Genomic DNA, 23,666 nt, shown 5'->3' with positions numbered 1-23,666 from the left:
TACCGAGCCGCGGCCAGTCGACGGACGGGGGGTGCGCTCGGCGCTCCGCGGGTGCAGGCTGGCCCAATGCAGATCGAGATCGTTGAGCACGAACCGCCCTATCGCGTCGGCGTCATCATCGGCAGCCTGTCGCGCGAGTCCATCAACCGCCGCCTCGCCCTCGCCCTGGAACGGCTGGCGCCGCCCGAGCTCGAGTTCTTCGAGATCTCGTACGCCGACCTTCCGCTGTACAACCGCGATCTCGACGCCGACTACCCGCAGGTCGCGCTCGACTTCAAGGCGGCCGTGCGCTCGGCGGACGCCCTGCTGTTCGTCACGCCCGAGTACAACCGGTCGCTGCCGGGCGCCCTCAAGAACGCGATCGACTGGGGCAGCCGGCCCTGGGGTCAGAACGCGTGGTCCGATAAGCCGGTCGGCGTGATCGGCGCCTCAGCGGGGCAGATCGGCACGGCCGTCGGGCAGCAGTCGCTGCGCAGCACGCTGAGCTTCCTCAACGCGCGTCAGATGACCACGCCCGAGGCGTACATCCACTTCACGCCCGGTCTCATCGAGGCAGATGGCGAGGTGACGGTGCCGGCGACCGAGGAGTTCCTCCGCATGTTCATGGAGAAGTTCCTGGAGTACATCGCCCGCGTGCTGACCGTGATTCCGCAGGCCTGACGGTCGGTGGATGCCGGGCCCCCGGCATCCCGCCCCTCCTCGCGCCGTCCCCCTCCACTGTTCATTCGTCACAGATGTACGCGATAGCGGCGGTTCCGCGTACATCTGTGACGGATGAACTTTGTGGGGTTGGGGTGGAGCGGGGCCGGGCGGTCAGGCGGCGGCGTCGGCGAGGTCGTGCGCCCAGCCGGGGGCGAGCGCCTTGACGCGCGCTTCGCGCCACTGCCAGGCGCTCCACAGCACCGGCCACAGGATCGCGGCGGTCGGGCCGGCGAACACCAGCCGGTCGCGCCACAGCGTCTTGCCGGGTTCGTCGGGCGCGGGCGAGACGGCCATCTGGTGGTCCCAGACGTCGAGGCTCGACAGCGGGCCGGTGAGCGGGATGCCGCTGTCGCGGAAGATGCGCACCTGCCCGCCCGGCTCGTCGACGAACCGCTCGCTCGCGTGGATCAGCTGCCGCCCCATCGGCACGACGCCGAACGCGGCGAGCTGCACCGGCACGTCGTCGCCAGGACTCCAGCTCGATGGCAGCCCGTCCGGCACGAGCGGCTCCAGGTCGAGCAGCGGGCCGTACAGCTCGGCGACGGCCCGCGGCGAGTGCAGCGCCCGCCACGCCGCGTCGGGGTCGCAGTCGATCACGAACTTCAGCAGGATCCGCATGCTCCAGTGTCGCACCGCCGCGCCTACGCTGGACGGATGCCCGAGAGCCCGTTCGACCAGCACCGCTACCAAGTCCGCCACGAATGGGGTGCGGCGGGCCTCGCCAGGCTTGCGCCCGCCGACGTGGTCGTGGTGGTCGATGTGCTGCGGTTCTCGACGACGGTGACGGATGCCGTCGCCCGAGGCGAGTCCGTGCCGTTGGACGCGTCGGCGCACGCGGTGTCGATCAACGGCGCGGCGATCGCGCAGGCCGCCGCGGCGCCGGGCGCGACGGTGCTGCTCGGCTGTCTGCGCAATGCACGGGCCGTCGCGGACGCCGTGCTCGACGTGCAGCACCGTCGAGGCGACCGGACGTCGATCGCGGTCATCGCTGCGGGTGAGCTCTCCGGCCGCGAACCCGGCGCGCCGCTGCGCTTCGCGGTCGAAGACCAGCTCGGCGCCGGTGCCATCGTCGACGCCCTGGGAACCCTCGGCATCGACCACACCTCGCCCGACGCCGCGGCCGCCGCGGAGGCGTTCCACGGGCTGCGCGGGGCGCTGCGCCACCTGCTGACCGCGAGCGGGTCCGGGCAGGAGCTGCTCGCCCGCGACGCCCGCGACGAGGTGCTGAACGCCGCGGCGGTGGATGCGGCATCCGTCGTCCCGGTGCTGCGCGACGGCGTCTTCGTCGCCTACCGGGGTCGGTGAGCGAGTGGGCTCAGGACCGTGGCGTCAGCGCTGCCAGGCGCGCGGCCGGGGTGATCTCGCGGCGGGTCCAGGTGAACAGGTACCGCTCGTCGAACGTGCGCGCGCATTTGGCGCACGACGTGGGCCGCGTCGCCTTGCGGTGGCGGTAGGCGGTGTGGCCGGCCGGGCAGACCCCGATCCACGGGGCGAGCTCGGTCGCGGTCTCGCCGTGGTGGGTGGTGCCGCCGACGTAGCCGAGGTCGCGGGCGATCGCCTTCCACCGCGGGCCGTGGCCCGCGCGCGGGCCCGCAAGCGCGTGCGCGACTTCGTGAAGCAGCGTCTGGTGGTTGGTGTCGTCGTCGTAGCGAGCCGACAGGTAGCGCGACACGCTGATGCGCTTGCGCGTGTAGTCGCACAGGCCGGCGCGGCGCTTGGCGTTGTCGAAGCCGAACGTCCACGACGGGTCGAGGTGGGCGGCGATCAGGGCCTCGGCCCACTGCCGCACGCGATGTGAATCCGACATGTGCGCGAGGCTAGAACATATCTCCGACACTCATAGCCGAGGCATCCCTCAGCTGGCGACCGATGCGGCAGCCCGGCGCCGGTCTGCGGCGTCGATGGCCATCAGCACGGACTCGAGCTGGTCTTCGGTCGCCCCCGACTCCTGGCGCAGGAACAGGGCGCGCTTGAAGTCCTTGCGCGCGGCCTCGAAGTCGGCGTCGTCGTAGTTCACCTTGCCGCGGTGCAGGTAGGCGAAGGCGCCGATGCCGGCCCACCCCTGCCCCTCGGCCTCTTCGGCGCACGTGGTGAGCTCTTGCCAGGCCGCCGGGTACTTGCCGAGCGCCTGCAGCACCGTAGCGTGCAGGATGCGGGCGCGCAGCAGGTCCTTGCGGGTTCCTGCCATGCGTGCGACGCGCACGGACTGCTCCGAGACGCTCAGCGCCTCGTCGGGGCGGTCGAGCACCTTCAGCAGCCACACGCGCTCCAGAAGGGCCGGCAGGCTGCGCTGCTCGCCGATCTCTTCGAGGCGGTCACGGCACTGCGTCGGGCTCACCTTCTCGCGGAGGGTGTCGGGGTCGTACCCGCTGATGTAGCTCACGTGTGACTCCCTTCGCTGCGCCCGATGCGGCTCGTTCCAGTGTGCCCGGTCTGTGCGGCTCGGGCGGACGTGCCACGCCGGATCGCGGCATCCACCATCCGGCAAGCAGGTTCATCCGTCACAGATGTACGCCGTTCGGGGGCTGACGCGTGCATCTGTGACGGATGAACCGGGGGGAGGGGAGAGGAGGGGGCGAACGGCCCCGAACGGCCGAGAGACCGATCAGCGCGTGAAGATCGACGCGGACGGTTTGGGCGACGGGGTCGCGTCGGCGTCGGTGGCGATGCGCGCGCCGCGCACGAAGTCGTCGACCTCGCGGCCCTCGGCGACCTTCGCGGGATGAGGGCCGGCGGCCATGAGGCGCGGCAGCCACTCGGTCGGAAGCGGCTGACGGGATGCCGCGATCACGAGGTTCCCGAAGCGCCGGCCCTTCAGCGTCTGCACCTCGGCGAGCACGATCACGTGCTCGAGCACGGCCTGCACGGTCGCGACCTCGCGGCGGGCGAAGGCCAGCCCGGCGCCGTCGGCGACGTTGACGAGCAGTACGCCGTCGGGCGCGAGGAACCGCGCGGCCTCGGTGAAGAACTCGACCGTCGTGAGGTGGGCGGGCGTCTGTGCGCCGGAGTACACGTCCGACACGACGAGGTCCGCCGCCCCGACGAGCCCGGCGGGCAGCCGCCCGAGCGCCTCGCGGGCATCGCCGATCCGCACCCGGATCTGCGCGCCGCGGGGGAGCGGCAGGTTCTCTCGCACGAGGTCCCACAGCGCCGGCTCCAGCTCGACGACCTGCTGCCGCGATCCCGGGCGCGTGGCCTCGACGTACCGTGGGATGGTCAGGGCCCCCGCACCCAGGTGGATGGCGGTCAGCGGCTGGCGTGGCATCCGCAATCTGTCGATCACCGCGCCCATCCGGGCGACGTACTCGAAGTGCAGGTGGGTGGGGTCGTCGAGGTCGACGTGCGACTGGGGCGTGCCGTCGACGTCGAGCTCCCACCCGCCGCCGAACGGCGAGGGGATGACGCGGGCGATGGTGCCGTCCGCCAGCCTCGCCGAGGGAGCCGGTGCCTCGTCGCGCGAACGTGCCATGGGTCAACGGTAGCCGGACGGGGTGCTGCCTCGTGCGGGATGCGAGAGTGGATGTCAGGATGCCGGCGGCCCGGCAACCTTGACGGTGAGAGCCGCCGCCGGCTCGGGAAGAGAGCCGACATGACCCGCATCCGCCCCCTCACGGTGGCCGCCGTGGCCGCACTGGCGCTGCCGCTCGCGGCCTGCGCCTCGCAGCCCGTCGCGACGCCCGAGCTGCCGGAGCAGGATGTCGCGCACTGGGTGATGCCGCTCGACGAGTTCTGGGCCCCGACGATCGACGCGCTGCCGAACTACACCGAGAACCTGCTCGTCGCCGAGTGCATGGGTGAGGAGGGCATCGACTGGCCGATCCCGTGGCAGCCCACGGACGATGCGAGCTATCTGCCGCCCACCGCGAACATGTCGGGGATGCAGGTGCTCACCCCCGAGGTCGCGCGCGAGTACGGGTATCGCGCTCCCGCCAACACCGGGCGGTCCGACCCCGAGGGCGCCGAGACCATGACAAAGCTCAACGCGATCGCGGCCTCGACGCCGGGCTTCGAGCCGCTGTTCGGGGCGTGCCTCGACGAGGCCCGCGAACAGGTGCCGTCGCTGCGGCTGAACGACTGGCGCAACCGGCTCGCTGGCTGGTACTACGAGTCGATGGAGGCCGCCATGCGGGCTCCCGAGGTCGAGCAGACCGGCGCCGCCTGGCAGCAGTGCCTGCAGGACCGGGGCTACCCCGTGGACCTGGCGGCCCCGCTCACCTTGGACGAGTGGATGCCGAGCGAAGAGCTGCTCGCGAAGACGGGGGTCCCCGCCCGCTGGCAGCCCGGGGACGGCGGGCCGGAGAACCCGCTCTCACAGGCCGAGGTCGACCTGGCCGTCGCCGATGCGGAGTGCCGCGCAAGCTCGGGGTGGATGGACGCTTTCTACCAGGCGATGTGGGACGCGCAGGTCGAGCTCGTCGCGCAGCACGCCGACGAGCTGGTGCGTGCGCGTGACGATTGGATCACGCAGCGCGACGCCATGCTCGCGCTGGTCGCCGAGCACGCACCGGCGCACTGACATGCGGCGCGTCATCTGGATCGCGGGTGCCGCGGTCACCGCGACCGTGCTGGTCGGCGGAGGTTGGCTCGCGGCCGGCGCCTTCACCTCGCCTGAGCAGTGGCAGGCGCAGGCGTCCGCTCCCGAGCCGCAGCCCGTGCTCGCCGAGGTGCTACGTGGCGATCTCGTCGACGAGCGGACGCTCGGCGCGTCGATCGTGCCGAGCTCGCAGCTCGTCGCCGCCGTGCTCCCCGCCGCAGAGGCGCCGCGCAGCATCGTGACCGAGGCTCCGGTCACCCCCGGCGCCCCGGTCGCGACGGGCACCGTGCTGCTGCGCGTCAACGGGCAGCCGGTGTTCGCCTTCGCCTCGGCGTTCCCCTTCTACCGCGACCTGGGCGTCGGGGATTCCGGGCCTGACGTGACCGCTCTGCAGCAGAACCTCGTCGGCCTCGGGCTGCTCGGTGCCGCCGACGGCAACTTCGGCGCGGCGACCGCCAGGGCCGTCGCCGAGCTGTACCGCGAGGCGCGCGCGACAGCGCCGACGCGCCCCGACCCCGTCCCGCCGTCGGCCGCGGAGCCCGCGGCCGGGCGGGACGCCGGACCTGACGCGAAGGGGATGGATGCCGCCACCGCAGCCGACGGGGAAGCAGAGGCGGAAGCATCCCATCCCTACCTTCCGTTGTCGGCGACCGTCGCCGTGCCGGCTCTTCCGGCCGTGCTCGCGGGGGCTCCCGCGGTCGGTGCCGACCTCGCGACGGGCGGTGAGATCGCGTTCGCGGCGCCGGACGCCGTGCTGCGGCTGATGGTGGAGCCGGATCTGGCGGGCACCCTGGTCGTCGGCGCGGATCTCGAATGCCGTGTGGCCGCTGACGAGCCGTTCCCCTGCCGCGTGACGCGGGTGTTCGACGCGACGCCGACGGCGGCGGGAGTGGGCGAGGGCGACGGCGTCATGGCGTGGGCCGATGTCGTGCCGGCGTCGGGGACGATCGAGGCGACCCGGCTCGGCGAACGCGCGACCGTGACCGTGGACGTCGCGACGCTGGCGACCGATGCACTGCTCGTGCCGGCATCCGCGCTCGCGCAGCAGACCGAGACGCGGGGAACGGTGCTGCGGCAGACGGAGGACGGCTCGTTCCGCACCGTCGAGGTCGGCGTCGTCGCGGCGCTGGACGGCACGATCGCGATCACGGGGGACGTGCGCCCGGGAGCGCTGCTGCGAGTCGATCGGTGAGTCTCATCGAACTGCGCGGCGTCTCGCGCTCGTTCGCGGGCGGCGCGGCCGAGGTGCATGCGCTTCGCGGGGTCGACCTGTCCATCGGGCGCGGCGAGTTCGTGGCGATCGTGGGACCGTCGGGCGGAGGCAAGACGACGCTGCTGTCGATCCTCGGCGGCCTCGATGCGCCGACGTCCGGGGCGTATCTGTTCGACGGTGAGCCGGTGCCGACGCGTGAGGGCCCCGAGCTGGCGGCGCTGCGGTCCCGGGTCTTCGGCTTCGTGTTCCAGGGCTTCCACCTGCTCGAACAGCGACCGGCGCTCGACAGCGTGGCGCTGGGCATGCTCTACCAGGGTGTCGCCGCTTCGGAACGGACGACTCGCGCCGGCGACGCCGCGCGGCGCGTCGGCCTCGGCGACCGGCTCGCGCAGCGCACCGCGACGCTGTCGGGCGGGCAGCGGCAGCGCCTGGCCATCGCGCGGGCGATCGCCACCCGCTCGCCGGTGCTGCTGGCCGACGAGCCCACCGGCAACCTGGACTCGGCCACGGGCGAGCAGGTGATGGCCGAGCTGCGCCGGTTGAACGCGGCCGGAGTCACCGTGGTCGTCGTCACCCACTCCCTCGAACTCGCCGCGACCGCCGACCGTGTGGTCCGCATCGTCGACGGACGCGTGGTCGACAGCGCGCCGGCAGGAGCGGGCGCCTCCGCGACGGCGCGAGAGTCCGGACCGGGGCGGGCCGAGCGGGGCGAGGGTGAGGGCGCTGCGACGGCGCGCGGGCGGGCACGGGTTCGCGTGACCGACGTGATACGGGATGCCGCGGCATCCCTTCTCTCACGCTCGAGGCAGACGCTGGCACTGGCCGCGACGGTCGGCGTGGCGATCGCGCTGCTCGTGTCGACGCTGGGGATCACGTTCGCGACGAGCGCTCAGGTGAGCTCCACGTTCGACGCGCACGCGAACCGCGAGGTGGCGGCGACGTGGGAGGCGGCGGGCGACCCCTCGGCGGCCGACGAGCTCCGCGCCGCCGGGGGCCTCGCCGGTGTGGATGCGGCGGCGGTGTTGACGGACTATCCCGATCAGCCCGTCGGGAACCTGCGAGACCAGCCCAGGGCGGTGACGGTGCACGAGGCGACGGGCGCGCTCGCCGACGCCGCGGACGCGGTGATCCGGGGCGCCGGCGACCGGGACCCCGCCGGCTCCGACCGCGCCGCCGGCTCCGACATCACAGGCAGCCTCCGCCCCGGCGCACTCGGCCACGGCGAAGCGATCGTCGGAAGAGCGCTGGCCGGACAGCTGCAGCTCGGACCGCTCGCGGCGGGCCCGGTGATCACCGTCGCGGGGGAGTCGTACCTCGTGCGCGGCATCCTGGAGTCATCCGGCCGCGCGCCGATGCTCTTGGGCGAGGTCGTCGTCGGCGCCGTCCCCGGCGGGCTGGAGCCGGGACGGCGCACGCTGCTCGTGCTGGCGCAGCCGGGCGCGGCGCAGCAGATCGCCGCACAGCTGCCGCCCGCGCTCGACCCGTTCGCCCCCGACCGGTTCTCGGTGCAGGCGCCGACCGACCCGCGAGGGCTGCGGGCCGAGATCGAAGCGGGCGTGCAGACGGCGCTGGTCGCGTTCACGGTCGTGTCAGCGCTGGTCGCGGTGCTGACGCTCATGAACGGTGTCGGGTCGGCCGTCACCGCCCGCCGTGCCGAGCTCGGCCTGCGTCGTGCGCTGGGGGCACGATCCGGCCAGCTCGCGAGCCTCGTCGTCGTCGAGTCCACGATCGTCGGCGCCGTGGGCGGCATCCTCGGACTGTTCGCGGGGATGATCGGCATTCTGGCGTTCACGATCGTCCAGCGCTGGGTGCCGGTGTTCGACGTCCGCCTCGCGCCGCTCGCGATCCTCGGCGGAGTGCTGGTCGGAGCGGCGGCCTCGGCGGTCGGCGCGGTCCGCGCGGCGCGGGTGAGTCCTGTCGACGCGCTGCGACAGTGAGGTCCTGAGAAGATGACGGCATCCCGCGGTCAGGATTCCGGTCGCCGTCCAACCTTGATCACGACGGCGCCGGTGCGGGCGCTGCGCGGAACGAAGGGAGGCGGGTGGACGATCGTCGTGCCGCCTTCGAGGCGCTCTTCACCGAACATCACGCCGCCGTGCTGCGGTATGTCGAGCGACGTGTCGACGATCGCGAACGCGCGCGTGAGCTGACCATGGACTGCTTCGAGATCGCGTGGCGCCGGTTCGATCCGACCGCGCCCTACCGGCGTCCGTGGCTGCTGCAGACGGCACGCAACCTCGTCGGCGACACCTACCGTCGCCGCGACACCGAGCGGACGGGGCTCGCGGCCCTCGCGGCGATCCCCCGCTCCGACGAGTCCTTCGCGCACGTCGAGCTTCGCGTCGCGATGACCGCACTGAAGGACGACGACCGCGAGGTGCTCGAGCTGTTCTACTGGGACGGACTGTCGGCCGACGAGATCGCCGAGGCGATCGGATGCCGCACCGCCGCTGCCTGGAAGCGTCTCAGCCGTGCGCGCGCGGCGCTGCGGGCCCTGCTGGAGGAGCCTGCCGAACCCACAGGCTCGCAGGATCGCGTCCCGCCGGAGGCACGTCCGGCCGGACACGGAGGGGTGGTGTCGTATGCCCTTGACTGACGATGAGTTCGACGCGCTGCTGCGGTCGGCCGACCCCGCGCGCACCCCGCTCGACACGACTCCCGGCCCCGCCGACAGGGCTCGGCTGCACGCCATCATGGCGGCCTCTCCGCAGAGGACGAGCGCCGGCCCCGTCGACCGGCTCCGAGCCGCGTTCGCTGCGGCCCGTCGCACGTCCGCCCGCCCGGCGCTGCGCTGGAGCGGCGCGCTGGCCGTCGTGGCGATCGTCGTCGCCGGCGCGCTGGGGATCGCGTCCCTCACCGCCGCGCCCGCGTATGCGCAGACGCCCCCGCTGCTGGTCGTCGAGCACCTCGATCAGAGCATCGACGACGTGCTGGCGGCATCCATCTCGGTCCTGCGCTCTGCCCCCGAGCGCGTCGCCGGTCGCGACGCCGAAGTGGTGCGGTGGGCGCTGCGCGAGGACGGCTCGGACGATCCGGTCATCGTGCCGGAGTGGCAGCGCTGGGTGTGGAACTCCGACGGCACGGGACAGCTCGAGGCGACCGCGGGCGCCCCGTACTCGGTGACGAGCGACGGGCGGATCGTCGCCCCCGCCGGCGACGCGCCGACCGAGGGGCAGCCGATCGTCGGCCCCCGCTCGGAGGCGGGACGCTACGGGTACTTCCCCGACGAGCCGCCCGCAGACCCCGCTGCACTGCGGGCGTACTTCGCGGAGCGCACCGGGCTCGCGCCGGACGCCGACGCGCTCGCCGTCTGGGGCGCGGTGAGCGCACTGCGCGACGAGTGGAGCCTGTCGCCGGCGCAGCAGGCGGCCGCGCTCGAGCTGCTGAGGGACGCCGGCGGACTCCGCGTCCTCGGTCACGTCACCGACCGCTTCGGGCGCGAGGGGATCGCGCTGCAGGTGGCGTCGACCGACCGGCCGGACTTCTCGGCGACCGTCGTACTCGATGCGGACTCGCGTGAGATCATCGCGGCCGACATCGTCTATCGAGGAGACTCGGGCCGCATCGACGTGCCGAAGGACTCCGTCATCGAATACTCGGTCTGGCTGCGGCGATAGGCGGCGCGGCGTCGGCCCGCCTGATCCGGGCGCCGACTGGGGCGGGCGCGGCCGCAGTACCGTGGAGGCATGGCGTCGATCGACCTCAACGCGGACCTGGGCGAGACCGTCGACGGGGTGCCGACCGCCGACGACGAGGCGATGTTCGCGGTGATCTCGAGTGCGAACGTCGCGTGCGGCGGACACGCGGGGGATGCCGCATCCATGCGCGACGCGGTGGCCCGGGCCGCGCGGTTCGGGGTGGCGGTCGGCGCCCACCCCTCGTACCCCGATCCCGCGAACTTCGGTCGCGTGGCGATGACGATGGACCCTGCCGACCTCGGCGCCGCCGTCGCCGCGCAGCTCGCCTCACTCCTCGCCGCCGGCGCCGACATCCGCTACGTCAAGCCACACGGTGCGCTCTACCACGCGGTGATCTCCGACCGCACCCAGGCGGACGCGGTGGTCTCCGCCGTCGCCGCGCTCGCCGACCGTCTCGGCCGGCCGCTTCCCGTGCTCGGCCTGCCGGGCGAGATCGAGCGGTCGGCGGCATCCACGGGTCTTCCGTTCGTGCGCGAGGCGTTCCTCGATCGCGGCTACCTGCCCGAGGGCGGTCTCGTACCCCGCACCCGGCCGGGGGCGCTGCTCGACGACCCGGAGCTCGTCGCGGCGCGGGCGGTGCGGCTGGCCCTGGACGGCGTGGTCGAGGCCGTCGACGGGGCGGTGGTCGCGGCCGAAGCCGCGTCGCTGTGCGTGCACGGCGACTCGCCGTCGGCGGTGGCCATGGCCCGCGCCGTGCGCACCGCGCTGGACGCCGCCGGCGTGGAGGTGCGGGCGCCGTGGTGACCGCGCGGGCACTGCCGATGGGCGAACGCGCGTTCCTCGTCGAGGTCGACGGGCTCGATGAGGTGCTGGCGGCGCATGCGGCGCTCGACGCCACCCGGCCCGACGGCGTCACCGACCTCGTGCCCGCGGCCCGGACCGTGCTGGTGCGCGTGGATCCTCGGGCGCTGCCGCTGGCCGCCGCGCGCTCGTGGGCGCTGCGCGCCGCCGCAGACGCGAAGCCCGGCACCGCCGCCGCGGGACCGCTCGTCGAGCTCGACATCGACTACGACGGCGCCGACCTGGATGACACCGCACGGCTTCTCGGCGTGACGGCCGATGAGCTCGCGCGTCGTCACGCCGAGGCCGAGTGGCGCGTCGCGTTCACCGGCTTCGCGCCGGGCTTCGGCTACCTGATCAGCGAGGACTGGCCGTACGACGTGCCGCGGCTGGAGTCGCCGCGCACGCGCGTGCCGGCCGGCTCCGTCGGCCTCGCGGGTGTCTTCTCGGGCGCGTACCCGCGTGACACCCCGGGCGGCTGGCGGCTGATCGGCACGACATCGGCCACCCTCTTCGATCCGGCCGCGGCGGGGCCCGCTCTCCTGGCGCCCGGCGCTCGCGTGAGGTTCCGCCCCTCTGCAGATGCTGGGCGCTCGGCACCTCTGCCGTCGCCGAGATCAGGAGATATCGCCGACGCAGGACGTTCTGCGCAGGATCGTCCTGCCTTCGCGAGATCAGGAGATCTCGGCGAGGGGGATGGCGATCACGTGCAGGATGCCGTCACGCCAACGAGCCGGGCGGCCCTGCGCGTCATCGAGCCCGGGCTGCTGTCCACGGTGCAGGACCTGGGGCGGCCGGGCGCCGCCTCGATCGGCGTGGCCGTGTCGGGGGCGCTCGACCGCACCGCGCTGCGCACGGCCAACCGGCTCGTGGGCAACCCCGAGGGCTGGGCCGCGATCGAGGTGACGATGGGCGGACTGCGTGCCGTCGCCGAGGCGGACCTGTGGTTCGCGGTTGCCGGGGCGTGGGGTCCGCTGCGCCTTGACGGGCACGCGGTCGACCCGTACGAGGCGCACGCGTGGCCGGCCGGTGCCGAACTGCACCTCGACTGGTTCGCGCATGGCGCGCGCGCGTACCTCGCGGTGCGCGGCGGCATCGACGCCCCGGACGCGCTGGGCTCGAAGGCGACCGACCTGCTCGCCGGCCTCGGCCCGGCGGCGCTGCGGGCGGGCGATCGCGTCCTCGTGGGCGACGCGCCGCCGACGCCCATCCCGGTCGCACCGCCGCAGTCGTGGGGCGCCCCGCACGACGACGAGCTCGAGCTCGCCCTCGCTCCGGGACCGCGCGCCGACTGGTTCGCCGCGAGCACCGCGCTGTTCGACGCGGTGTGGACGGTCTCGGGGGCCGCCGACCGCGTCGGTGCGCGCCTGGACGGTCCGGAGCTCGCCCGCACGCGCACCGACGAGCTGCCGAGCGAGGGCATGGTGCCCGGCGCCCTCCAGGTGCCGCCGTCCGGCCGCCCGACGATCCTGCTCGCCGACGGTCCGGTGACCGGCGGCTACCCGGTCATCGCGGTGCTGACCGACACCTCGCTCGACCTCGTCGCGCAGGCTCGCCCGGGCACCCGCATCCGCTTCCGCCACGCCTGACCTCGTCATCGTCGGCTCTGCCGCCGCGGATTCCGCCCACCCCGCCAACAGGTCAACCGCGCTTCCGCCGGAAATCCCACGCTGCAGGTCATGTGGAGGCGCGGTTGACCTGTTGAGCGTGCGCCAGGAGCGGCCGCCCGATCGTCCCGAGCCCGCTACCAGGCCTGCAGGATCGCGGCCACGGCATCGTGCTCGTGGTCCGGGAGAGCGAGCCGCACCGCCTCGGCGAGCGACAGTTCGGCACCGGCGGCCTCGCCCGCGGCGACGCTCGCCGGGTCGCGGCCGCGCAGGATCTCGAGGTACGGCGTGTGCACCGTGAAGGCCTCGACGTCGAAGATGCCGATGCGCCGGCGGATCTCGCCCGCCGCCACCGCGAGCGCCGCCGCCCGCCACGCCTCGCCGTGCGCGGCAGCGACCGCGCATACGCCCTCGAGTCCGTAGGCGATGCCCTCGTCGTAGTGCAGGCGCACCGACATCACGAGCGTGCGCACGAACTCGTCCTCGGCGGTCTCGAGGTGCCCGAGCTGAAAATTCAGGCGCGAGCGCAGATTGCCGGCGACCGACGTCGTGAAGAGGTCGCCGTGCTCCTGAGCGACCGCCGTCGCCCGGTCGAAGTGCGTGAGGGCGTCGTCGGTGGCGCCCCGCACCCACGCCAGGCGTCCGAGCGAGACCTCGGTGATCGCCTCGGCCCACGCATTGCCCTGCTCGCGCAGCCGCACCACCGCCTCGCGCAGCTCGGTCTCGGCCTTGTCGGAGTCGAGGTCCGAGAACTGCACGCGCGCCGTCGCGCGTGCCGCCAGCGCCATGGCCGCGGCATCCGGGTCGCCCGACTCCGTGAACAGTCGCACGCACTCGCCCAGGCCCGCCACCACCTGCTCCGATGGGCGCTGCCACATCTCGCCCCACAGTGCGAAGAACCACCCGATGGCCCGCGTGTGCGGCGTGATCGGCACATCGTGCTGCTTCTCCAGGAGCTCCAGCATCCACACCCGCACCTCGGCGAAGAAGCCCGAGATCCACCAGTAGATGAGGAGGCTCCACGCGAAGTCGCCGGCGTCGTCCAGCCGGTCGGTGTGCACCAGGTGCCGCACCGCGGCGCGCAGGTTCGGCAGCTCCAGTCCGAGCCGCGCGACGGCCTCGGCCTGCCCGGGACCGTCGAGATCGGGCGCGATGCGGCGCACCAGCGCGCAGTAGTAGTCGGCGTGGGCACGCCGCACGCGCACGGCCTCGCCGCGCTCCTTGAGGCGGCCGAGCGCGTACTCGCGCACGATCGCCAGCAGCGAGAACACGCGGCGGCCGCCGAGCTCGTACTGCTTGACGAGCGAGCCGTCCACCAGCGCGGCGAGGGCGTCGATCGCCTGACCGTCCCAGGAGCGCCCGTGCCCGAGCGCCTCGACCGCGTCGAGTGTGAACCGCGTCGCGAACACGCCGAGGTCTTCGAGCAGGTCGCGCTGCACCTCGGGCAGCAGGCTCACGCTCCAGTCGATGGTCGCCCGCATCGTCCGATGCCGCTCGGGAAGGTCGCGCACCGCCGCCGTCAGCAGCGGCAGGCTCTGCCCCAGCCGCTCGGCGATGCCGGCCGGACTGAGGATCCGCACCTTCGCGGCGGCGAGCTCGATCGCCAGCGGCAGTCCCTCCAGTGCACGGCAGATCTCGGCGAGGTCGGCGGCGTTGCCGGGGGTCACGTCGAAGCCGGGGTCGATCGCCTTGGCGCGATCCACGAACAGCGCCACCGCGGCGGTCCGCGTCGCGGGGTCGAGGCTCGCGGGCAGGTCGTCGCGCGGTGTCGGCAGCGGCGGCACCTCGTACACGCGCTCGCCGCGGATGCGCAGCACGATCCGGCTCGTCACCAGGAACGTCGCGGCCGGCGCCACCGTGTACAGCCGCACGAGGACGGGTGCGGCATCCACGATCTGCTCGAAGTTGTCGAGCACCAGCAGCACGCGACGATCCTGCAGCGCGTGCGCGATGCGCTCTTCGAGCGCCGCCTCGCCGTTGTCGCGAATGCCCAGGTGGTAGGCGATCGTCGGCAGCAGCAGCCCCGGCTCGAGCACCCCCTCCAGCAGCACGAAGTACACGCCGTCGGGAAAGAGCTCCTCGCATGCCCGCGCGGTCTCGATCGCGAGGCGGCTCTTGCCGATCCCGCCGGGTCCGACCAGGCTCACGACCCGGTCGGCGCCGCGCGCGAGCAGGGTGCGCACGGCGGCGATGTCATGATCGCGGCCGATGGTCGCGGTGTACGGCACCGGTACGCGGCCCGCCAGCGAGCCGGTCGGCTCGTCGGGACCGGCATCCATCCGCGACTCGTCGAACCGCTCCGCGAGCAGCATCGCGAGATCCGACGCCACCTGATCCTCGAGGTCGGCCGCCGAGCGGAAGTGCAGATACGCGGCGGTGTCGTCGGCCTGGATGCGCGCGATGAGCGCACCGAGCCGCTCGTCGCGCCCGTCGCCCTCCTTGACGTAGATGAGCTTCGGCATCCCCGGCGGAGCGAGGTTGTACTCGTCCTCGAGCCCCGACACGTCCTCGCCGGGAGCCACCCAGCCGTAGCTCGCACCGTAGATGCCGACGAACACGTCGCTCTGCGCGAGATACGACCGGTACAGCTCCCTCGGCGGATGGGGACGCGCCCCCAGCTCGAACATCACCGGCGCGAGTCTCAGCCGCTCCACGGCGGCCTTCACCGCCTCACGCTCCTCCGCGAGCTCGCGCAGGGTCGAGCTCACGAACACCCGGATCCGCTGGTCGGGCGTGCGGATCACGGGGGATCGTCCCCCAGTCATGTGCACATCATGGCCCTGCCGGGCCTGTCACGCCACGGGTTTCGGTACACCGATGTATCCCGCCCGGGGCGATGGAGCGGGTGGATGCCGCCGCCCGCGCGGTCGCCGGCACGTGAGGGGTCTTCCGGCCGGGGCCGCACAGGCGTAGCTTGTGCGCCGGGGAGGGGCGCGTGGGGCGCCCCCGTTTCTGGGAAGCAGGGGAAGCATGAAGCGATTGGTCGCGGGCTGTGCACTCGCAGTGGGGCTGGTGTTCGCGGGGGCCGGCGTGGCGAACGCGGGAGAGGTGAACGGCAACGGGGGCGAGGTCCACGCGCCGGACCACGCGTCGTCGGAGTGCGTGTTCTCGGGGCTCGACACGGCGGACAGCATCGAGGGGACCGGCCCGGAGGGCCTGGGCGACGACGTCTTCGCGCAGCGCGGCAACCAGAGCCCCGGAGGCAAGGACCGCTACCACGGCGTGCAGAACTTCGGCATGTTCAAGAGCGACCCCATCGCCAAGCAGTTCGTCGAGGGGTTCAACCCCGGCATGGCGTGCCGCGGCAACATGGGGGAGTAGACCGCACGACTCGTCGGGGCCGTCGCGCGCACCGCGCGGCGGCCCTTTCGCTGTGAGGAGCCTGCGAGAATCGGGCTTATACCGCAGCATCCGAAAGTCGTCAACATTTCGACTGGACACGGCGCGTCGGCCGACGTATAGTAGGTCTTTGCGCTCTTGGATTCCCCCTGCCCTCATATGGTGGTCGGCTGTGCCTGCGCCCCCTCGTTCGTCGCGAGGCGTGGTGCGCGGGCTTTCGGGGAGGAAGAGCACTCCACCTGACGACAAGGAAACGAGCCCCACGGGCCCACGGAGGTAATCCCCTTGGCTGCTGCGAGCAACGCATCCAACCCCACCACCCCCAAGAACGGACGCGGAGCTTCCCGCCTCTCGTTCGCCAAGATCTCCGACACGCTGACGGTCCCCGACCTTCTCGCGCTGCAGACCGAGTCGTTCGACTGGCTCGTCGGCAACGAGGCCTGGAAGGCCCGCGTCGCCGAGGCGAAGGCCGCCGGTCGCACCGACGTGCCCGAGGTCTCCGGCCTCGAGGAGATCTTCGAAGAGATCTCGCCCATCGAGGACCTGAGCGAGACCATGCAGCTCTCGTTCACGAACCCGTACCTCGAGCCCGAGAAGTACTCCATCGAGGAGTGCAAGGAGCGCGGCAAGACCTACGCGGCCCCGCTGTACGTCGAGGCCGAGTTCATGAACCACCAGACCGGTGAGATCAAGACCCAGACGGTCTTCATGGGCGACTTCCCGCTCCAGACCGACAAGGGCACGTTCATCATCAACGGCACCGAGCGCGTCGTCGTGTCGCAGCTCGTCCGTTCGCCCGGCGTCTACTTCGACAAGACCCCCGACAAGACCTCCGACAAGGACATCGTGTCGGCGCGCGTCATCCCCTCGCGCGGTGCGTGGCTCGAGTTCGAGATCGACAAGCGCGACCAGGTCGGCGTGCGCATCGACCGCAAGCGCAAGCAGTCCGTCACCGTCTTCCTGAAGGCGCTCGGCCTCACGTCGGAAGACATCCTCAACGAGTTCGCCGGCTTCGAGTCGATCGAAGAGACGCTGTCGAAGGACACGATCCTCACCAAGGAGGACGCGCTCCGCGACATCTACCGCAAGCTCCGTCCGGGCGAGCAGGTCGCCGCCGAGGCCGCCCGCGCGCTCCTCGACAACTTCTACTTCAACCCGAAGCGCTACGACCTCGCCAAGGTCGGCCGCTACAAGATCAACCACAAGCTCGGTCTCGACAAGCCGCTCACCGACTCGGTGCTGACGGTCGACGACATCGTCGCCACGATCAAGTACCTGGTGCGCCTGCACCGCGGCGACGTCGTCTTCGACGGCGTGCGCGGCGGCAAGCCGGCCGAGATCCGCCTGGACGTCGACGACATCGACAACTTCGGCAACCGCCGCATCCGCGCGGTCGGCGAGCTCATCCAGAACCAGGTCCGCACCGGCCTTTCGCGCATGGAGCGCGTCGTCCGCGAGCGCATGACCACGCAGGACATCGAGGCGATCACGCCGCAGACCCTGATCAACGTCCGTCCCGTCGTGGCGGCGATCAAGGAGTTCTTCGGCACGTCGCAGCTGTCGCAGTTCATGGACCAGAACAACCCGCTCGCGGGTCTGACCCACAAGCGCCGCCTGTCGGCCCTGGGCCCCGGCGGTCTGTCGCGTGAGCGCGCCGGCGTCGAGGTCCGCGACGTCCACCCGTCGCACTACGGCCGCATGTGCCCGATCGAGACGCCGGAAGGCCCGAACATCGGTCTGATCGGCTCGCTCGCCTCGTTCGCCCGCATCAACGCGTTCGGCTTCATCGAGACGCCGTACCGTCGCGTGGTCGAGGGCAAGGTCACCGACCAGATCGACTACCTGACCGCCTCGGAAGAGAGCGACTACATCGTCGCGCAGGCCGGTGTCGAGCTGAAGTCGGACGGCAGCTTCGCCCAGGACCGCGTCCTGGCCCGCCGCGGAAACGGCGGTGAGGTCGACCTCTTCCACTCGGACGAGATCGGCTACATGGACGTCTCGCCGCGCCAGATGGTGTCGGTCGCGACCTCGCTCATCCCGTTCCTCGAGCACGACGACGCCAACCGCGCCCTCATGGGTGCGAACATGCAGCGCCAGGCCGTCCCGCTCCTCCGCTCGGAGTCGCCGGTGGTCGGCACGGGCATGGAGGGCTTCGCGGCCATCGACGCCGGTGACGTGGTCACCGCCCAGAAGCCCGGTGTCGTGGTCGAGGTCTCGGCCGACGTCGTCACCGTGCAGCTGGACGAGGGCGGCACGCAGGACTACTTCCTGCGCAAGTTCGACCGCTCGAACCAGGGCACCTCGTACAACCAGCGCGTGGTCGTCTCGGCCGGCGAGCGTGTCGAGGCCGGCGAGGTCATCGCCGACGGCCCCGCCACCGAGAACGGCGAGCTCGCGCTCGGCAAGAACCTCCTCGTCGCGTTCATGACGTGGGAGGGCCACAACTTCGAGGACGCCATCATCCTGAGCCAGAACCTGGTGAAGGACGACACCCTCTCGTCGATCCACATCGAGGAGTACGAGGTCGACGCGCGCGACACGAAGCTCGGCAAGGAGGAGATCACCCGTGACCTCCCCAACGTCAGCCCCGACCTGCTGAAGGACCTCGACGAGCGCGGCATCATCCGCATCGGCGCCGAGGTGCGTCCCGGCGACATCCTGGTCGGCAAGGTCACGCCCAAGGGCGAGACCGAGCTGTCGGCCGAGGAGCGTCTGCTCCGTGCGATCTTCAACGAGAAGAGCCGCGAGGTCCGCGACACGTCGCTGAAGGTGCCCCACGGTGAGCAGGGCACGATCATCGCCGTCAAGGAGTTCAACGCCGAGGACGGCGACGACGAGCTGGGCTCGGGCGTCAACCGCCGCGTGGTGGTCTACATCGCCCAGAAGCGCAAGATCACCGAGGGCGACAAGCTCGCCGGCCGTCACGGCAACAAGGGCGTCATCGCGAAGATCCTTCCGGTCGAAGACATGCCCTTCCTCGCCGACGGCACGCCGGTCGACGTGATCCTCAACCCGCTCGGCATCCCCGGTCGAATGAACTTCGGCCAGGTGCTCGAGCTGCACCTGGGCTGGATCGCCAAGCAGGGCTGGAAGGTCGAGGGCACCCCGGAGTGGGCCGCGCACCTGCCCGAGCAGGCGTTCGAGGCTCCGGCCGGCACCAAGGTCGCCACGCCGGTGTTCGACGGCGCCTTCGAGGACGAGATCGCGGGTCTGCTCGACTCGACGACCCCGAACCGCGACGGCGTGCGCCTGATCGACTCGACGGGCAAGACGCAGCTGTTCGACGGCCGCTCCGGCGAGCCGTTCCCGGCTCCGATCTCGGTCGGCTACATGTACATCCTGAAGCTGCACCACCTCGTCGACGACAAGATCCACGCGCGCTCGACGGGCCCGTACTCGATGATCACCCAGCAGCCGCTCGGTGGTAAGGCGCAGTTCGGCGGTCAGCGTTTCGGTGAGATGGAGGTGTGGGCCCTCGAGGCCTACGGCGCCGCGTATGCGCTCCAGGAGCTCCTCACGATCAAGTCCGACGACATCCTCGGCCGCGTCAAGGTCTACGAGGCGATCGTCAAGGGCGAGAACATCCAGGAGCCCGGCATCCCCGAGTCGTTCAAGGTGCTCATGAAAGAGATGCAGTCGCTCTGCCTGAACGTCGAGGTGCTCTCGGCCGACGGCACGGCTGTCAACCTGCGTGACACCGACGACGACGCCTTCCGCGCTGCGGAGGAGCTCGGCATCAACATCTCCAGCCGCTTCGAGTCCTCGTCGATCGACGAGATCTAAGCGCGCCAGGTAACGAACGAATTTCCGACACAGGAGAACCAGTGCTCGAATCAACCACTTTCGATCAGCTTCGCATCGGCCTGGCCACCGCTGACGACATCCGTCGTTGGTCCTACGGCGAGGTCAAGAAGCCCGAGACCATCAACTACCGCACCCTGAAGCCCGAGAAGGACGGTCTGTTCGGCGAGCAGATCTTCGGACCCTCGCGCGACTGGGAGTGCGCCTGCGGCAAGTACAAGCGCGTCCGCTTCAAGGGCATCGTCTGCGAGCGCTGCGGCGTCGAGGTCACCAAGTCCTCGGTCCGCCGTGAGCGCATGGGCCACATCGAGCTCGCCGCGCCCGTCACGCACATCTGGTACTTCAAGGGCGTGCCCTCGCGCCTCGGGTACCTGCTCGACATGGCGCCGAAGGACCTCGAGAAGGTCATCTACTTCGCCGCCTACATGGTGATCTCGGTCGACGAGGAGGCGCGTCACCGCGACCTCTCGACGCAGGAGAACAACATCCGTCTCGAGCTGAAGACGCTCGCCGACCGCCGCGACGCGCGTGTCGCCGCCCGCCTCCAGAAGCTGGAGGAGGAGCTCGCCGCGCTCGAGGAGGAGGGTGCCAAGGCCGACCAGAAGAAGAAGGTCAAGGACGCCGCCGAGAAGGAGATGGCCTCGATCCGCAAGAACGCGGACGACCAGGTCACCCGCCTCGAGAAGGTGTGGGAGGACTTCCGCAACCTCGAGGTCGGCCAGCTCAAGGGCGAGGACGAGATCTTCCACGAGCTGCAGGACCGCTTCGGTCAGTACTTCGAGGCCCACATGGGCGCCGAGTCGATCAAGCGTCGCCTGGAGAGCTTCGACCTGGCCGCCGAGGCCGACAGCCTGCACCTGCAGATCTCTGAGGGCAAGGGCCAGCGCAAGATCCGTGCGATCAAGCGTCTGAAGGTCGTCAACTCGTTCCTGTCGACCGGCATGAGCCCGGCCTCGATGGTGCTCGACGTCGTCCCGGTGATCCCGCCGGAGCTGCGCCCGATGGTGCAGCTGGACGGTGGCCGCTTCGCGACCTCGGACCTCAACGACCTGTACCGTCGCGTGATCAACCGCAACAACCGCCTCCGTCGCCTGATCGACCTCGGTGCCCCCGAGATCATCGTCAACAACGAGAAGCGCATGCTGCAGGAGGCCGTCGACGCGCTGTTCGACAACGGCCGCCGCGGTCGCCCCGTCACGGGTACCGGCAACCGCGCCCTGAAGTCCCTGAGCGACATGCTCAAGGGAAAGCAGGGTCGCTTCCGCCAGAACCTGCTCGGCAAGCGCGTGGACTACTCGGGCCGTTCGGTCATCATCGTCGGTCCGCAGCTGAAGCTGCACCAGTGCGGTCTGCCCAAGCAGATGGCGCTCGAGCTCTTCAAGCCGTTCGTCATCAAGCGCCTGATCGACCTCGGTCACTCGCAGAACATCAAGGCCGCCAAGCGCGCCGTCGAGCGCACGCGCCCCGAGGTCTGGGACGTGCTCGAAGAGATCATCCGCGAGCGTCCGGTGCTGCTGAACCGTGCGCCCACGCTGCACCGTCTCGGCATCCAGGCGTTCGAGCCGCAGCTCGTCGAGGGCAAGGCCATCCAGCTCCACCCGCTCGTCTGCGCGGCGTTCAACGCCGACTTCGACGGTGACCAGATGGCCGTGCACCTGCCGCTGTCGGTCGAGGCCCAGGCCGAGGCCCGCATCCTGATGCTGGCGTCGAACAACATCCTGAAGCCGTCGGACGGCCGCCCGGTGACCCTGCCCTCGCAGGACATGATCATCGGCCTGCACCACCTGACCACGGTCAAGGAGGGCGCCGCCGGTGAGGGTCGTGTGTTCGGCTCGGTGGGCGAGGCGATCCTGGCCAAGGACGAGGGCACCCTCGACCTGCAGGCCAAGGTCCGCATCCGCATCCCCGGTCTCGCCTTCCTCGAGGGCGAGGCTCCCGAGGGCTACGAGCGCCACGGTCTCGTGGACGCGTCGCTCGGCCAGGCGATCTTCAACGACACGCTCCCCAAGGGCTACCCGTTCGTGCGCGAGCAGGCCGACAAGGGCAAGCTGTCGCAGATCGTGAACAAGCTCGCCGAGGAGTACCCGAAGGTGGAGGTCGCGGCATCCCTCGACCGCATCAAGGACGCCGGCTTCTACTGGGCCACCCGTTCGGGTGTCACGGTGGCGCTCAGCGACATCCTCACGCCCCCGAACAAGGGCGAGATCGTCGCGGGCTACGAGAAGCAGGCCGCGAAGGTCCAGGCGCAGTTCGAGAAGGGTCTCACCACCGACGCCGAGCGTCGTCAGGAGCTCATCAAGATCTGGACCGAGGCGACCGACGAGGTCCAGAAGGCGATGCGCGACCACTTCCCGGCCGACAACACCATCAACCGCATGGTCTCGTCGGGCGCCCGTGGTAACTGGCTGCAGATCCGCAACATCGCGGGTATGCGAGGCCTGGTGAACAACCCGAAGGGTGAGATCATCCCCCGTCCGATCATCTCCTCGTACCGCGAGGGTCTGTCGGTGGCGGAGTACTTCATCGCGACGCACGGTGCCCGCAAGGGTCTGGCCGACACGGCCCTGCGTACCGCCGACTCGGGCTACCTGACGCGTCGCCTCGTCGACGTCTCGCAGGATGTCATCATCCGCGAAGAGGACTGCGGCACCACCAAGGGCCTGGAGTTCGTCATCGCAGCGCCGAACAGCGAAGGCGTGCTGGTGCGCGACGCGAACGTCGAGAACTCGGTGTTCGCCCGCACGCTCGCGGCCGACGCGGTCTCGCCCTCGGGCGAGGTCGTCGCCTCGGCCGGTGAGGACGTCGGCGACGTGCTCATCGACAAGCTGGTCGAGGCGGGTGTCGAGTCCATCAAGGTGCGCTCGGTGCTCACCTGCGACTCGGCGGTCGGCGTCTGCGCGAAGTGCTACGGCCGTTCGCTCGCGACCGGCAAGATCGTCGACATCGGCGAGGCCGTCGGCATCATCGCGGCCCAGTCGATCGGTGAGCCCGGCACGCAGCTGACGATGCGCACCTTCCACACCGGTGGTTCGGCCTCGGCCGACGACATCACGCAGGGTCTTCCCCGCGTGCAGGAGCTCTTCGAGGCCCGCACCCCCAAGGGCGCGTCGCCGATCGCGGAGGCCGACGGTCGCATCACGATCGACGAGACCGAGAAGTCGAAGAAGGTCATCCTCACGCCCGACAACGGCGACGAGCCGCACGTCTACCCGGTCCTGAAGCGCGCGACGCTCCTGGTCGAGGACGGCCAGCGCGTCACGGTCGGTCAGCCCCTGCAGGTCGGCACGCTCGACCCCAAGGAGGTCATGCGCGTGCAGGGTGCCCGCGAGGTGCAGAAGTACCTCGTCAACGGCGTCCAGGGCGTGTACCGCTCGCAGGGTGTGCCGATCCACGACAAGCACATCGAGGTCATCGTCCGTCAGATGCTGCGCAAGGTCACCGTGGTCGACCACGGCGACACCACGCTGCTGCCGGGTGAGCTGGTCGACTTCAAGCGCTACCAGCAGATCAACCGCGAGGCGGTCGGCGAGGGCAAGCGTCCCGCGTCGGGTCGTCCCGAGCTGATGGGTATCACGAAGGCGTCGCTCGCGACCGAGTCGTGGCTGTCGGCCGCGTCGTTCCAGGAGACCACCCGCGTCCTCACGCAGGCGGCCATGGAGGGCAAGAGCGACCCGCTCGTCGGCCTCAAGGAGAACGTCATCATCGGAAAGCTCATCCCCGCCGGAACCGGACTTGCGAAGTACCGCAACGTCACGGTCGAGGCGACGGAAGAGGCCAAGAGCGAGCGGTACCCCAACCGCATCTTCGCCTCGGACGGCGCGTACACCGACGCCGACCTGAGCTACGTCGACTTCGACAGCTTCTCGACGGACGGCTTCTCGACCGACTACAACTGAGTCCCGCCTCCGGTCCGACCGACCGGAACCTGACGTGACGAGCGAAGGGCCCCGGCAGTTCACACTGCCGGGGCCCTTCGGCGTTCCCGCCCGCCG

17 protein-coding genes are annotated in these 23,666 nt (G+C 71.2%); 12 read left to right on the top strand and 5 right to left on the bottom strand.

Features of this window, described 5'->3' with window-relative positions; translation table 11 throughout:
* Nucleotides 1-66: 66 nt before the first annotated feature.
* Nucleotides 67-660: an NADPH-dependent FMN reductase gene (locus IF188_RS15665; protein ID WP_191172743.1), complete on the top strand. Its 594-nt coding sequence runs from the start codon at nucleotides 67-69 to the stop codon at nucleotides 658-660.
* Nucleotides 661-813: 153 nt separating this feature from the next.
* Here the strand turns inward: IF188_RS15665 and IF188_RS15660 are convergent, their stop codons facing one another.
* Entirely contained in the window at nucleotides 814-1,320 is a 507-nt protein-coding gene (locus IF188_RS15660) for a hypothetical protein (RefSeq protein WP_191172868.1), read from the bottom strand.
* A gap of 36 nt (nucleotides 1,321-1,356) precedes the next feature.
* Here IF188_RS15660 and IF188_RS15655 point away from each other — a divergent pair, with 36 nt between their 5' ends.
* Nucleotides 1,357-2,007 carry a 2-phosphosulfolactate phosphatase gene (locus IF188_RS15655; protein WP_191172742.1) on the top strand — a complete coding sequence of 217 codons (651 nt, stop codon included), beginning with the start codon at nucleotides 1,357-1,359 and terminating at the stop codon, nucleotides 2,005-2,007.
* Nucleotides 2,008-2,017: 10 nt separating this feature from the next.
* On the opposite strand, the gene IF188_RS15650 is transcribed toward IF188_RS15655, so the two are convergent.
* The 3 genes from IF188_RS15650 to IF188_RS15640 form a co-directional block, all read right to left on the bottom strand.
* The gene (locus IF188_RS15650) at nucleotides 2,018-2,509 is read right to left on the bottom strand and encodes a SprT-like domain-containing protein (RefSeq protein WP_191172741.1); all 492 of its coding nucleotides are present in this window, start codon (nucleotides 2,507-2,509) and stop codon (nucleotides 2,018-2,020) included.
* Nucleotides 2,510-2,557: 48 nt separating this feature from the next.
* Nucleotides 2,558-3,085, bottom strand: coding sequence for a tetratricopeptide repeat protein (locus IF188_RS15645; protein ID WP_191172740.1), 528 nt, complete (start codon nucleotides 3,083-3,085; stop codon nucleotides 2,558-2,560).
* A 222-nt stretch (nucleotides 3,086-3,307) separates the two neighbouring features.
* A complete protein-coding gene (locus tag IF188_RS15640; protein WP_191172739.1) occupies nucleotides 3,308-4,171 on the bottom strand; it encodes a spermidine synthase in 864 nt (287 codons plus the stop codon).
* A gap of 120 nt (nucleotides 4,172-4,291) precedes the next feature.
* Here IF188_RS15640 and IF188_RS15635 point away from each other — a divergent pair, with 120 nt between their 5' ends.
* The 7 genes from IF188_RS15635 (at nucleotide 4,292) to IF188_RS15605 (ending at nucleotide 12,516) form a co-directional block, all read left to right on the top strand.
* The gene (locus IF188_RS15635; protein WP_191172738.1) at nucleotides 4,292-5,218 is read left to right on the top strand and encodes a hypothetical protein; all 927 of its coding nucleotides are present in this window, start codon (nucleotides 4,292-4,294) and stop codon (nucleotides 5,216-5,218) included.
* A 1-nt stretch (nucleotide 5,219) separates the two neighbouring features.
* On the top strand, nucleotides 5,220-6,428 hold the full coding sequence (locus tag IF188_RS15630) for a peptidoglycan-binding domain-containing protein (RefSeq protein WP_191172737.1): 1,209 nt from the start codon (nucleotides 5,220-5,222) through the stop codon (nucleotides 6,426-6,428).
* Entirely contained in the window at nucleotides 6,425-8,386 is a 1,962-nt protein-coding gene (locus IF188_RS15625) for an ABC transporter ATP-binding protein/permease (RefSeq protein WP_191172736.1), read from the top strand. Before IF188_RS15630 ends, IF188_RS15625 begins: the two co-directional genes overlap by 4 nt.
* A gap of 104 nt (nucleotides 8,387-8,490) precedes the next feature.
* The gene (locus IF188_RS15620) at nucleotides 8,491-9,045 is read left to right on the top strand and encodes an RNA polymerase sigma factor (RefSeq protein ID WP_191172735.1); all 555 of its coding nucleotides are present in this window, start codon (nucleotides 8,491-8,493) and stop codon (nucleotides 9,043-9,045) included.
* Nucleotides 9,038-10,066, top strand: coding sequence for a hypothetical protein (locus tag IF188_RS15615; protein WP_224751982.1), 1,029 nt, complete (start codon nucleotides 9,038-9,040; stop codon nucleotides 10,064-10,066). Before IF188_RS15620 ends, IF188_RS15615 begins: the two co-directional genes overlap by 8 nt.
* Before the next feature lie 69 nt (nucleotides 10,067-10,135).
* The gene (gene pxpA / locus IF188_RS15610; RefSeq protein WP_191172733.1) at nucleotides 10,136-10,891 is read left to right on the top strand and encodes a 5-oxoprolinase subunit PxpA; all 756 of its coding nucleotides are present in this window, start codon (nucleotides 10,136-10,138) and stop codon (nucleotides 10,889-10,891) included.
* Entirely contained in the window at nucleotides 10,885-12,516 is a 1,632-nt protein-coding gene (locus IF188_RS15605; RefSeq protein WP_191172732.1) for a 5-oxoprolinase subunit B/C family protein, read from the top strand. Before pxpA ends, IF188_RS15605 begins: the two co-directional genes overlap by 7 nt.
* Nucleotides 12,517-12,671: 155 nt before the next feature.
* On the opposite strand, the gene IF188_RS15600 is transcribed toward IF188_RS15605, so the two are convergent.
* Complete coding sequence (locus IF188_RS15600) at nucleotides 12,672-15,299, bottom strand: ATP-binding protein (protein ID WP_191172731.1); 2,628 nt, start codon at nucleotides 15,297-15,299, stop codon at nucleotides 12,672-12,674.
* A 205-nt stretch (nucleotides 15,300-15,504) separates the two neighbouring features.
* Here IF188_RS15600 and IF188_RS15595 point away from each other — a divergent pair, with 205 nt between their 5' ends.
* The 3 genes from IF188_RS15595 to rpoC all read left to right on the top strand — a co-directional run bounded on the left by IF188_RS15595 (nucleotide 15,505) and on the right by rpoC (nucleotide 23,570).
* On the top strand, nucleotides 15,505-15,855 hold the full coding sequence (locus IF188_RS15595; protein WP_191172730.1) for a hypothetical protein: 351 nt from the start codon (nucleotides 15,505-15,507) through the stop codon (nucleotides 15,853-15,855).
* 303 nt (nucleotides 15,856-16,158) lie between these two features.
* The gene (gene rpoB, locus IF188_RS15590; RefSeq protein WP_191172729.1) at nucleotides 16,159-19,656 is read left to right on the top strand and encodes a DNA-directed RNA polymerase subunit beta; all 3,498 of its coding nucleotides are present in this window, start codon (nucleotides 16,159-16,161) and stop codon (nucleotides 19,654-19,656) included.
* A 41-nt stretch (nucleotides 19,657-19,697) separates the two neighbouring features.
* On the top strand, nucleotides 19,698-23,570 hold the full coding sequence (rpoC, locus tag IF188_RS15585) for a DNA-directed RNA polymerase subunit beta' (protein ID WP_191172728.1): 3,873 nt from the start codon (nucleotides 19,698-19,700) through the stop codon (nucleotides 23,568-23,570).
* Nucleotides 23,571-23,666 lie beyond the last annotated feature (96 nt).

This window comes from Microbacterium helvum (assembly GCF_014779795.1).
GTDB classification, from domain to species: domain Bacteria; phylum Actinomycetota; class Actinomycetes; order Actinomycetales; family Microbacteriaceae; genus Microbacterium; species Microbacterium helvum.
This window is presented reverse-complemented; position numbering and strand designations above follow the sequence as displayed.